Annotated in this window: 12 protein-coding genes and 3 pseudogenes; 3 read left to right on the forward strand and 12 right to left on the reverse strand. The window is 44.4% G+C overall.

Annotation, left to right across the window (positions count from 1 at the left end; translation table 11 throughout):
- The first annotated feature begins 142 nt into the window (after positions 1 to 142).
- Both AB5Y83_RS03615 and AB5Y83_RS03620 read left to right on the forward strand, forming a co-directional pair.
- Positions 143 to 1,444, forward strand: a complete 1,302-nt coding sequence (locus AB5Y83_RS03615) for a PAS domain-containing methyl-accepting chemotaxis protein (RefSeq protein WP_338454956.1) — start codon at positions 143 to 145, stop codon at positions 1,442 to 1,444.
- Between the two features lie 473 nt (positions 1,445 to 1,917).
- On the forward strand, positions 1,918 to 2,385 hold the full coding sequence (locus AB5Y83_RS03620) for a hypothetical protein (protein WP_160882326.1): 468 nt from the start codon (positions 1,918 to 1,920) through the stop codon (positions 2,383 to 2,385).
- Here AB5Y83_RS03620 and AB5Y83_RS03625 read toward each other — a convergent pair.
- The 12 genes and pseudogenes from AB5Y83_RS03625 to AB5Y83_RS03680 all read right to left on the reverse strand — a co-directional run.
- Positions 2,374 to 2,754 (reverse strand): hypothetical protein, encoded by a 381-nt coding sequence (locus tag AB5Y83_RS03625; protein WP_202411391.1) that lies wholly within the window; start codon positions 2,752 to 2,754, stop codon positions 2,374 to 2,376. The two genes, AB5Y83_RS03620 and AB5Y83_RS03625, sit on opposite strands and share 12 nt — an antisense overlap.
- Positions 2,747 to 3,019 carry a hypothetical protein gene (locus AB5Y83_RS03630; RefSeq protein WP_338454957.1) on the reverse strand — a complete coding sequence of 91 codons (273 nt, stop codon included), beginning with the start codon at positions 3,017 to 3,019 and terminating at the stop codon, positions 2,747 to 2,749. The genes AB5Y83_RS03625 and AB5Y83_RS03630 overlap by 8 nt, the downstream gene beginning before the upstream one ends.
- Positions 3,020 to 3,241: 222 nt before the next feature.
- Positions 3,242 to 3,502: pseudogene (locus AB5Y83_RS03635) on the reverse strand (transposase); the annotation flags it as partial.
- Between the two features lie 76 nt (positions 3,503 to 3,578).
- Entirely contained in the window at positions 3,579 to 4,922 is a 1,344-nt protein-coding gene (locus AB5Y83_RS03640) for an HD domain-containing phosphohydrolase (protein WP_181270087.1), read from the reverse strand.
- A 16-nt stretch (positions 4,923 to 4,938) separates the two neighbouring features.
- Positions 4,939 to 5,787, reverse strand: a complete 849-nt coding sequence (locus AB5Y83_RS03645) for an EAL domain-containing protein (RefSeq protein WP_160882324.1) — start codon at positions 5,785 to 5,787, stop codon at positions 4,939 to 4,941.
- Between the two features lie 11 nt (positions 5,788 to 5,798).
- Positions 5,799 to 7,091 (reverse strand): sensor histidine kinase, encoded by a 1,293-nt coding sequence (locus tag AB5Y83_RS03650; protein WP_160882323.1) that lies wholly within the window; start codon positions 7,089 to 7,091, stop codon positions 5,799 to 5,801.
- 11 nt (positions 7,092 to 7,102) lie between these two features.
- On the reverse strand, positions 7,103 to 8,422 hold the full coding sequence (locus tag AB5Y83_RS03655; RefSeq protein ID WP_160882322.1) for a sensor histidine kinase: 1,320 nt from the start codon (positions 8,420 to 8,422) through the stop codon (positions 7,103 to 7,105).
- 10 nt (positions 8,423 to 8,432) lie between these two features.
- On the reverse strand, positions 8,433 to 9,017 hold the full coding sequence (locus AB5Y83_RS03660; RefSeq protein WP_160882321.1) for a chemotaxis protein CheC: 585 nt from the start codon (positions 9,015 to 9,017) through the stop codon (positions 8,433 to 8,435).
- A complete protein-coding gene (locus tag AB5Y83_RS03665) occupies positions 9,014 to 9,379 on the reverse strand; it encodes a response regulator (RefSeq protein WP_160882320.1) in 366 nt (121 codons plus the stop codon). The genes AB5Y83_RS03660 and AB5Y83_RS03665 overlap by 4 nt, the downstream gene beginning before the upstream one ends.
- Positions 9,380 to 9,413: 34 nt before the next feature.
- Positions 9,414 to 10,556: an HDOD domain-containing protein gene (locus tag AB5Y83_RS03670; RefSeq protein WP_160882319.1), complete on the reverse strand. Its 1,143-nt coding sequence runs from the start codon at positions 10,554 to 10,556 to the stop codon at positions 9,414 to 9,416.
- A 34-nt stretch (positions 10,557 to 10,590) separates the two neighbouring features.
- Entirely contained in the window at positions 10,591 to 10,821 is a 231-nt protein-coding gene (locus tag AB5Y83_RS03675; RefSeq protein ID WP_234887762.1) for a hypothetical protein, read from the reverse strand.
- A gap of 155 nt (positions 10,822 to 10,976) precedes the next feature.
- Positions 10,977 to 11,366, reverse strand: a pseudogene (locus AB5Y83_RS03680) (transposase); the annotation flags it as partial.
- 25 nt (positions 11,367 to 11,391) lie between these two features.
- Here AB5Y83_RS03680 and AB5Y83_RS03685 point away from each other — a divergent pair.
- A pseudogene (locus tag AB5Y83_RS03685) lies at positions 11,392 to 11,957 on the forward strand (IS5 family transposase); the annotation flags it as partial.

Consider the following 11,957-nt stretch of genomic DNA (forward strand, 5'->3'; position numbering starts at 1 on the left):
AAGAGCACACAGTGACCAGATTTCTTATGCAGTTCAGCATCAACATTACAACTATGATGAACATTTACTTCATGTACTACACTAAAATACAGAGTCTCAGAATTTTTAGTAGTGGGTTGTTTTTCGGCGAAAGGAGAATAGTATGTGGGGCTTTTCAGGGCAAAAAAAAATAGTTCACACTAATGCTGAATCAGCACTAGTCAATGCTTTTGACTTTGAAACTGCAATTAAGAACAATGTGCCATTTATAAGCTTTACCCCTGAAGGTATTGTTGTTGATGTGAATGAGCATTTTTTAATGTTATTTGGTTATAAGCGTGCAGAGGTAGTTGGGCAGCATCATAGAACAATGTGTTTTGCTGAAGACACCACCACGAAAGACTATGAAAAGTTATGGCGTGACCTTCGTGATGGTATATCAAGAAGGGGGCGATTCATCCGTCAGGCTAAGTCTGGAAAAGCTGTCTGGTTAGAAGCGACATACTTACCTGTAATCCATGAAAACAAAGTTCTTGGAATAAATAAGATTGCATTTGATGTCACTGAGCAACAGGTCGAATTAGAGAGGACTCAAGCATTATTAAATGCTCTTGACAAATCCTTGGCTGTAATTGATTTCACGCCAGATGGGACTGTCATTACAGCTAATAAGAACTTTCTTCAATGCCTTGACTATAGACTGGATGATATTGTTGGTAAGCATCATAGAATGTTTTGCTCGGCTGAATTTTATGAAGAAAATCCAGATTTTTGGAAGCATCTTAGTTCTGGTGACATTCAATCTGGGTTATTTATGAGACGTGATAGTAGAGGTAATGATATATGGCTAGAAGCGACATACAACCCAATACTTAATCATGATGGGAAAGTTGTTAGAATTATAAAGTTAGCCAGTGATATAACTGATAGAGTGAAAAGGTCCATTACTGTACGTGAAGCAGCGCAGCAAGCTTGTAACATCGCAAGTACGACAGTTACGAGTGCTGTAAAAGGTGCTGATGTTATTAAGAACGTATTGGAAACATCACTGCAAATTAGTAGTTCTGTAAATGATGTAAGTCACGAAATTGAACGTCTGAATAATCAATCTAAAAGCATTGAATCAATTATTTCAACAATAAGTGGAATTGCAGACCAGACAAATCTACTTGCTCTTAATGCGGCAATAGAGGCAGCAAGAGCAGGTGATCAAGGAAGGGGATTTGCAGTTGTTGCTGATGAGGTTCGGCAGTTGGCGGCTAGAACATCTCTGTCAACCAATGAAATAATTAATGTAATTAAATTAAACTCAGAAATCACGACAAGAATAACAAAAACAGTGTCAGTAGTTTCAAATAACGTAATAATAGGAAAACAACAGGTTGATATAATCAGTGATGTAATACAGGAAATAATTGAAGATGCAAACAGTGTCTCAGATACCATAAAAGACCTTTCTAATTAGTAAGTACATACTGTACAGATCTAGTTATCACCTGGCACCGGCCTCAAACCGGTGTCTCATGCTGAACCTTATCAATTACGCCAAGAGGGACACATGGTCTTAAGTCAAGTGCTTGCTCGCACCTTACCTAGGCTCACTGTTTACGACAAAAATTCCACGATCCCACAGTAATCCATCCGAGCCCCTAAATGACTGATCATAATAATGCTACACCTTCGCTGTTCCATAGCCATTCCCGGGAGAAAGGAGACACAGTATCCATTGGATGACATCACCATCTTTAGGTGTAAGGGCATATAAAAGTCACGTAATATCAGATCAAAAAATTCCTATGTAAAATCTATTCTTTTCAACACCATGATTAATATCATAAGAAAATTACCTCTGAACCTTTCAAGATCTCATATCATTGTCCACTCCTCCATCCTGTGCTAAAAATGTTACATACAACTGCGCTTAAGCTGGAAACGTAAATGAATGTTAGAGAGCAACTCGAATCAATCAAACCGGAGAAAGATCGTTACACCCCGACTATACCCTGCGGGATTGAATGGCGAAAACAACGTCGCTACAACCTGATGGGAGGGGGTTACACAGCTCTATGCAGCAGAACCAATCTTTTTATGGATTTTTTCAATCCCGTACCCTACGTGGTTATTCGCCATATTGGATTGGAAGGGATTGGCGTTTTAAGCCATAAAAAATTAAAAGTTGGCGCTGACTACAATATTGCTCTGCCCTCATATGGTTCAATAATAGGTCAAGTCGTTTATAGCTTGCCAAACAACTTATTACCTAAGCTTTATCGAAGTGGCATACGTTGGCATCATCTCCCCTCTTCAACACAACTAATACAATGGAAACCATATATCCTGTCACAAGATACCATGGATTTTGAACGTGACTATCAATTAGTGATAGGGATGGAACTAAATAACTGATCCTACTAGTGCTACACCTTCGCTGTGCCAGCGCAAGTCGCGCATGGCGGCGAGCATCGTGGCATTTCGCTCTCCTGCGACAATGGCACGGATGATCCGCATACCGGTGGCGCCGGTGATGTCACTCACCACATGCTGCAATTGCAGGTTCATGTGAGTTAGCGCCTTCTGCATGTGCTGGATATGGGCCGCAGCGTAATCGAGGTGACGTTCACGTAGCCGCAGATAACTGCGCAGCGCGGCGATCTCCCGCTCAGGATGGAAGCTGGCGCGCAGTAGACCGCAAGCATGCAGGCGCTGGATCCATTGCACATCGTTGACATCGGTTTTTCGCCCTAGTACGGCCCGGGCATCCCGGGCGTTAGCCAAGATGACCTGTAAGCCATGGGTCTCCAATCTCGTACACGGGTATCCAATACACGCCCGTTGACTCCATTGCCACGGTGGTGATACCAAGCTCGACCAACCAAGCAGCCATACGCTCTAGGTCTGCCGTGAAAGCCTGAAAGTTTTTCACTGGTTCTTCGGCGAGCGCGGTGGGCACCGCAACCACATGGAACCGCGAACCGATATCGATGCCCGCGGCGCGGGCATCGATGATCGGCAAACCGTGTTCTGTGTTGTGCTTTTTCATGAATACCCCTCCATCACAAATAGTGCCGGATGGGGACTCGGATTCGATCACATTCCTAAACGGGGTCACCAAGTGCCACCACTCACGGGTCCGCAGCTTCCCCTGGATCAGGTGTTTTGACGGGGACTCAGCCTCCAAAAAACAAACGACCACTGTCTGGTGAGATCAGTGTAGTGGACGTGTTTCTAATTCCATGGACCACGGAGTGCTGGGGAGGCGGTTTTTTAGAATATCCTTTTCACGTTCGAGCCGGTTGATGCGGGCTTCCGGCTCCTGGATTTTCTGCTGCTCCGGAGTCAGAGCTTTACTGATTGGGGTTGTACCACAGCGTTCGGATTGCAGTCGCCGAATCCAGCGGCGCAGTACGATTTCACCGACATCCAGTGAACGGCTGGCTTCAGGGACAGAATATCCCTGGCCGAGCACCAGGGATGTGGCTTCGAGTTTGAACTCGGCAGTAAATGAGCGACGTAATCTTGTCATTGAACACCTCAGGTCATGGTGGCGACTGTACCACCTAAAATGGTGTCTGGGATGATTAGACCACTACAATCCCCCCTTATCCTATGTAGACTGGGATCGGTATATTCATCTCTTTCTCTAACTCTTTTAGCTTACGTAATAAATGGTCACTCATTACGTTGCCTGCCGTCAGCATCAAGTTACCATTAGGTAGATAGATATTACGTTTGATAACCATTCCCGGACACACTTCGCTCAAATTTACACACAATTCCACCCCCTCTTCAATTCGAGTCACCGCACTCACCATCGTAATAAAGGCTTCCACGACTTTAGGATCATAATACACTTTTGACTGCTGACGCAGATAACCTTGAGCACTTTTGGTATGCATACGTATTGTGTTATTCGAACAAGCGATTAAGAAGTCATAATCTTTGACGACTTTTATGATCCGAGCGCCAATAGGTATTTCATCACCACGTAAATGATCTGGCTTCCCTGTACCATCATACAACTCATCTTGGTGACGGATAATTTCCACCAACGGTTCAAAGTGTTTAATTCTACCCACAATTTCTGCGCCCAGAATGGGATTCACGTTTGGTGAAATTGGGCTATCCACATTATTATGTTCCTTAACGACTGTCCAGTCATTACTGGTTTCAGCAATCAGTCCAATTTGATGCATAAGCCCGCATAAATATACATGACTAGCAACCGCTTCGGGTAATTTCAACTTGAGCGCTACCAATTTTGCTTGATTAGCTATCCGCTCTGCATGATCCGCAGGGAAACCAGTACGATGCTGGATAATCGCGGTAACCATAGCCAAAATATCTTTAAACGTTTTATTTCGTGAAGCCAGCGAGACTTCTAACCGTTTATTGCTCTCTTGTAAGGCAACGGTTCGCGCTTGAACTTTAGTCTCCAACTCTTGATTAAAGTGCGAAAGCTTCACGTTGTTCTCAGCTAATGCTTGATTGGCAATTTCCAGTTCTTTATTGCGCTCTTCCAGTTCAAGAGTCAGGCGCTCTTTATCCTGACTTAAGCGGTAAAACTCGGCAGCTTTCCCCACAATCAGCTTGAGGTTTTCGTTGTCCCAAGGTTTGCTGATGTAAGTATGGATCCCTCCCGCGTTAACAGCACGCACTGTCGATGGAATATCAGCATATCCTGTGAGTAACAAACGCATTGTATCCGGCTGCATTTCGCGCGCTTTAGCCAGAAAATCCGCTCCATCCATATCTGGCATACGCATGTCCGAGATGATGATGTGTATTGGATTTTCCAACAGATATCCCAACGCATCGGCACCGTTATCGAAGGAAACTACGTTGTAGTCCATCCGCAACACGCGGTTAAGCGCTTTCAAAATATCGTTTTCATCATCAAGTAACAGGACGTTCAACTTCTCATCGTGGATGTTATCCATTTGCATAGGGCTCCCCTATTTTTTATGGAGATAGTTCAGGATTTAGTTGTGGCGAAATGGCCGGACTGACTGAATAACCTTGCACCATGTCACATTCCATCTTTTGTAAAATTTGACATTGCTGATTTGAGTAGGCCCATACCGAAATAACCTCTATAGACAAGAACTTAAAGCTAAAAATCATCGATTGTAATATGACCGTGCTCGATTCCGCCTGGCCAGAATTTCTAATGTATTGCCCATCAATCTTTACCACATCAAACAGAATTTCACCCAAATACTCATAATCACAATATACTGTACCAAAATAATCTAATGCGCAGCGTTTCTCTAATAATTTTAGCGTATAAAACTTATATTTAGCGGCAATAATATCGCGTTCCATGTTCTCAATAGAGTGTCGACGCATGGCATGTGGCACTTGCTTCTCCTCAGCTACGTACAGTATTCCCACTAGAATAATTACCACTATTGTGATGTCTTGTGATACCGTATATTCAGTGGTTGAAAAAGTAAAAGCGTCTTGCACTATGACTTCGGTTAACGTATTGAGAAAATGGTGATCTTCTAAGATCGAAAAAAAGTGGTTGGGAATTGGCAATCCATTCGTATCAGCTTGCCAAGAGAGGATAAGCAACATGATGTGCGGATAGCGGCTATTAATCTCTATCACCGAATAGGCGCAATTCATGCCCAGCATCCGATAATAGAAAATCAACATATGCACTGGATGTTTTTTTAAAAGCTCTAACGCTTCTTGCGCACAGGCGCCAGTCGGCAGATGAGGGAAATAAGGGCACAGCTCGCGCTTTGATGCATTCAACACCGCCGGCTTATCATCCACCAGGAGAATGTCAAGGTTGCTTTGCATCAGAAGACTCCTTATGCACGCACCGCTTGTGGCAGTGTCACAGAGACTCGCGTTCCGACCCCTTCTGTCGAACAAAGCTTTATTTTACCATGATGTTCTTCGATGATTTCACGTGCTACAGATAACCCCAAGCCAGCACCTTCACCAACTTTTTTAGTCGTAAAAAAGGGATCGAAAACTTTTTCAATGTGCTCCGCACTGATTCCTTTTCCATTGTCTTCAATCAGCACTTGCACACGTGGAATTCCCTCTCCCGGCCAATGCACCTCAGATAGCTCTAGACACACTACTCCCTCTTGGGTTGCAGTGACTGATTGCACAGCATTAATAATTAAGTTGATAAACACTTGTTGCAGCTTGTTGTAAGTACCACGAATGTAATAAGGTTTTTCTGGTGCGGGATACACAAACTTAGCTCGGTATTTCAAATCACCAATAATCAAAGCAAGTGCCGAACTCAGCACATCACGCATATCAATTTCAGCCATACTTTCATGAGTATGTGAGTACACATTGAGGCTCGAAACGATGTTTTTTATCCGCGATAGTCCTTCTAAGCTCTCCATCAAAATAGCTTCACTATCGTAGATCATCTCATGAAGCCTTAGGTCGTCTATTGGTTGAATTTGCGGATGTTTACTTATCTGAGAGATATATTCATTCAGGATACTGAAGTTACTCATCACAAATCCAAGCGGGTTATTGATTTCATGGGCGACGCCAGCTGCTAACTTACCTAAAGATGCCAATTTTTCTTCTTGCTGAACTTGATGCTTATCGATAACGGTTTTACGAAATTGCAGCATGGAGTAAAGTGCACTTTTGGTGACATCAAATAGCGCATATAACTCATCGCGCTGTGGATGATTAAAACCATCCAACGTCGGCTGCATAATAAGCAGTAGATAATGGTTCTTGGCTGTGTGAAACTTCGCGGCTAACGCGCTCTGACACTCAGGAAAACAGTCTGCGTAATGTTCTTGCCACACCCTTTCCTCTTGAACATTCGGCAGGAAGTACCACTCACCTTCAATAAATTGAGGTAATGCTGTTTTGAAGCGAGTATTATCTATCAAGCCACTGGTTTGAATAATACGCAAGTGCTCGTTGGCTTGACGTTCAAGTAGCGCAATCTGACACCCGGGCACTAAATCACTGATGGTGGTCATTAAACTATCGAACTTCCGCTTGGGCTTTACATTGGAAAACAGTACCTTTATAAAGGCCAACAGAGCAAAAGGGATATGACGTCCATTCGCTTGTTCTCGCATAGCAGTGACTGAAGTGCATAGCTTTTCTACCATAATGCCCCCGTTTACATCGCTTTGGCATAGGTATTGTCTACCGCTTCTACACTTGGATTCACCGGTAAACGAATAGTGAATTCGCTCCCCTTACCGACTTCGCTGGTGACGCTGATCGTACCATTGTGCTTATTGATAATGCCGTAAGAGACAGATAAACCTAATCCTGTTCCCGAACCAACAGGTTTCGTTGTAAAGAAGGGTTCAAAAATTCGTTCATGAATATCCTCAGGAATACCACATCCAGTGTCTCTAATATGTATTTCAACAAAGTTGTCCTCCGCAGACTGTAAGGTAATGGAGATTACCCCTTCACCTTTGATGGCATGACTGGCATTTACTAAAATATTGAGTAACACCTGATTGATCTGCATCGGTTGGCAAAAAACATCAGGTACATTGGCAGCGTAATGCTTCTCCAACGTAATGTTGTACTTGATCTCGTTGTTGATGATTTTCAATGTCGATTCGATACAGTTCTCTAGATTGGCGTAACTCCATTCTGAACGGTCAACGTGCGAGAACTCTTTGAGATTTTTAACAATCGACATCACGCGTGAAGAGCCTTCTAAAGATTCGGTTATCAACTCAGCAGTGTCTTCCAAAATAAACTCCACTTGTCCTTGTTTAAGGATCTTCTGACAAGCTTCATTAAGCGCCGTGTCTTTACTCTGGCCAATCGTCTGGGTAATGCCATTCAGAACTTTCTCTAAGAGATTAAAGTAGTCTCTTAACGTTTGCAGGTTCGAGGTAATAAAGCCTACTGGATTGTTAATTTCATGAGCGATCCCCGCAGAAAGCTGACCAATAGAGGCCATTTTCTCCGATTGGATTAACTGCCCTTGTGTATCTTCCAGTTTATTGATTAAAACTTTCTGGGATTGATGCTCTTCTTCAAGCTTTTGCGATACTCGTTTGAGCTCCTGTTGCTGGCTCGCTTGAATAGTGACGTCATAGACACAAAGGCAAACATGCTCTATTGCCCCATCTTCACTATGGAGCGGGATAACTTCGAGGTTTTGATACATCTGCTCTTCTTCGCCCGATACTGGGCGAGAGCTTTTGAAAGGCAAAAGATGGGGTTTCTGCTCCCAACTACTGAAACTGGAAGATTCAATCACCAGCGCCGTATCAATTTTTCGCTTTAAATAATCGGCAGATTCAGGAAATAGCGATAGAATGTTCTTCCCTTGCATCGCTTCACCGTCAAAAATGACACGTGATTCAAAATACTCATTTACTTTGACGATCACATAATCATTACGCACGATACAGAGCGCAAAAGAGAGCTGGTCCAATAGTTCAGATAGCAATAGACGACTCTTTCCCATATTCATATCCTTACATCAAGAGTTCGTCGAGATGAGAAAATACCTTATCTAACTCTTTATCTGCAAAACAAATTATGGTTTTGGCAGTAAAAGAAGCCGTCTCAACGAGAAAATTGATCTCCATAATCAAGGATAAACGCCATTGCAAAATTGGTAAAGGTTGATGAGTTGGATCAAAAATCACTGGCGGTTGAATTTTTGTTTTCAATTCAATCTGTTGACATAAACCTTTTAAACTCGCTCCAGAAAGGATATTGGAGATATCCAAAATACTCTCTTCAATACTGACTAACCCATCCGCCATGCCTTTCGAATGGTTAAGATCATTAACAACTTGCTCACAACCGCAGCGGCTCATTAAGGTGATCAGTTCACCATCCATTCCACCGTAGAAAGATTGTCTGGTGTAATAATAATCGGCGGCATAGGACTGTAGTGCACGCATATCCTCCTCAATCGCAACCCTAATGTTGGGCACAGAGATAGTGACATGTAAATTAAGCAAGGTCGCAAGCTTACTGGCGGCTCGACCCATTGAGATGTTCATGAATTCCTGCAATGCGTCTTTATGATCTTCGGAAAGTACTATGCTCATAGCAACCCTGCCTCATGAAGTGTCTGTTCCAGTTGAGCTGGATCGAGTGGTTTTTGCAAAAAGTTCAGCGCACCCAACTCTTTAACTCGTTGTTGAACTAATGGCTGAATATCTGCACTAATCACGATAACTAAGCATCTCGCATCAATTCGGTGAAAATGTTCCAAAACTTGTATCCCATCCATTTCCGGCATGGTCAGATCTAAAAACATCACATCAGCAAGGCCTTTGTTATAACTTTCTACTGCTTCTTTTCCATTTTGAGCCTCAGTTATTTCTACATCCCAACCGGCAGGGATCGCCCTAATCACGGACTTGCGCGATAACTTTGAGTCATCAGCTACCGTTAGTCGAATTGCCATAAAATCACTCCCTTAAAATTCAGTATCTCACTGGCTAAGATGGAAAAAATTGAGCTTCAAGTTCCTTGAGCGCACCTTGTATTGTCTTTGGTACTTCTTTTACAAGCTGTCGGTATTCATTGATTTCTTTGCAATTTCCAATTACATTTGCTAAACATGAAAGACTACCTAGTTGCTCTAAATGCTCACCATTAAACATTGTCAATCTTTGGTTGAGAATAATATCACCTATATCAATATCGTAGCCCCACATAATCAGTATATATGCAGATATCACATCACAATCGGCATACCCAGGCTGTAAGTGGTAGTAATCCAAAAACTCTTTTTTACTTGCACCATCCTCCAACAGCAAAATTTTGCCAATCGAGGTCAGTAAGTTCGCCACAAAAATCCGGTCTTGATCCTGACGCGGATAACCAAGCTCTTTAACCAAAGCTCTAGCAATGGAGCTGGATTTGAAAGCACAATCTGCCACCCATTGATGATCTTCCGCTGAGTTTGCATTACTGGGATGGATCGCGAGCAAAGAGATGGCAATAGACTCCACCAAAACCGCGCCCAAACGTGCAACCGCCTCATGCAGCGAATCGGTATTACGCCGAAAACCAAAGTAGGATGAGTTGGCGATTTGTATGATTTTGGCCACCAACACAGGCTCATGAACAATGGTTTCCGCAATTGCGTCCATACTGCAATTTGGCGAAGCAATCATTTGTTGTAACTTACGGACGGAGTTAGGTAGGATCGGGATTTCCTCTAACGCCCCAAGTCGCTTGCGACATTCAATAGTGAATGGCATTCGATATAGCCGTTCGACACACTGGAAAAGATGTTCAAAATCTTCGTGAGTAAAGGGTTTAGGAAGCACAAATTGCGCATAAGTGTGTGCTTTGCGAGGCAATTCTTGGGTAGTATCTCCGGTTAACAGCACCCGCATACTCTCTGGGCAACGCGAACGTAACTCCGTCAGCAAGGCTTCACCATTTTTCCGCGGCATCAGCAGGTCGGAAATCACTACACTGGGTGCGTGATCCACATTAGCCACCCAATGGTTAGCATCTTCAACCAACTCAATCTCCCAATCAGGTCTCATTCTTCGGATCATGCGCCCTAAAGCTTTGAGCATAAAATCGTCGTCATCGACACAGACAACCTTCATTGCTTCTGCAGTCATCGATTACTCACTTTTTGCTGTTCTAAATAGATGACTATTTTTCAAGAACATCGCGACTTCGCTGGCATAATTCTTCCACTTGCCGCACATAGTCACTATGTGCCAAGCGATGCAGCTCACTGGCGGACTGCGTGGCAACAATCGTGATTAATTTCGTCAACTGAGCTTGCGTGTTCTCTTGATAGCTCACCAACATAGGCTCTACCAGATCGCTGCCGACCATTTTGGCAATCGTCGAAATGTTAAATGCGGCGCTCTGCTCCATCTCTTTTTCATTCCAATGTCAGGGTTACGAGATAAACCAACACCTTAACCTTAGTGTAGTTCATTATCAGATATGTTGACGGTGGCGGTGCATAGACAATTCCAACACCTTCAAGTGCTGCGTTAAGCCGCACATCGTTTCGGTGATGGTCGCAACCGCTTTTCCTCGGCAAACCAACGCCGGGTCAACCGATATTCCACCTTGCCGGACTTCACCTCCATATCCAGCACCTCGGCCCGGCAGCGTCACCGTCCGGCCTCTTTCAGTGACAGTCCCGCCAGTTTTGGTTCTTCCCGTACATCACCGCGCCAGGCCTGAATTCTCTAGGGGTTCAGGCCTTTAGATCCTCGTACTAGATAAAATCCGCCAGCGTAGTTCACCTGCTCAAACCAAGCCCTGTCAATGTAACCCGCGTCAGCCAGCAGCAGGCAGTTGGCCAGCTTGTGAGCCTCAGGGAGAAATTGTCTCTCTCCTGCAGTATCTGCACACAGTGGGCTTTGCTCCAACTCAGACATGGTCATGTGGCACTCGATAGCCGCCAGAGTGTCTAGAAAATCCGGGGCGATTCATATTACCGACCTGGTTATCGACTCAACCGGGCTGAAGGTATTTGGTGAAGGCGAGTGGAAGGTCAGAAAACACGGCGCCGAGAAGCGGCGAGTGTGGCGCAAGTTGCATCTGGCGGTAGACCCGGTGACCCACGATATCGTGGCGGCGAAAGTGTCGTTGGAAAATGTCCATGACGCCGAGGTGCTGCCAACCTTACTCAATCCACTGCGGTGCAAGCTGGGACGTGTTTATGCGGATGGCGCGTATGACAGCAAAGCCAGCCATCAGCTTATCTTGCGCAAAGGGGCAACAGCCTGTATCCCGCCTCGCAAAAGCGCGGGGTTATGGAAAAAAGGACACGCAAGAAATGACGCGGTGCTGGTGATGCGCAAGGAAGGGCTGGCGTACTGGAAGAAGATATCGGGGTATCACCGTCGCTCGCTGGCAGAGACTGCGATGTATCGATTCAAACAGTTGTTAGCGGGGAAAGTCAGTTTACGTAACCACAACGGCCAAGTGGGAGAAGTCATGGCGTATGTGAGCGCCATAAACAAGCTGAATACTCTGGGCATGCCTGTCAGAAAGCC

The sequence above is a fragment of the Aeromonas sp. R5-4 genome, assembly GCF_040908215.1.
GTDB lineage: Bacteria > Pseudomonadota > Gammaproteobacteria > Enterobacterales > Aeromonadaceae > Aeromonas > Aeromonas veronii.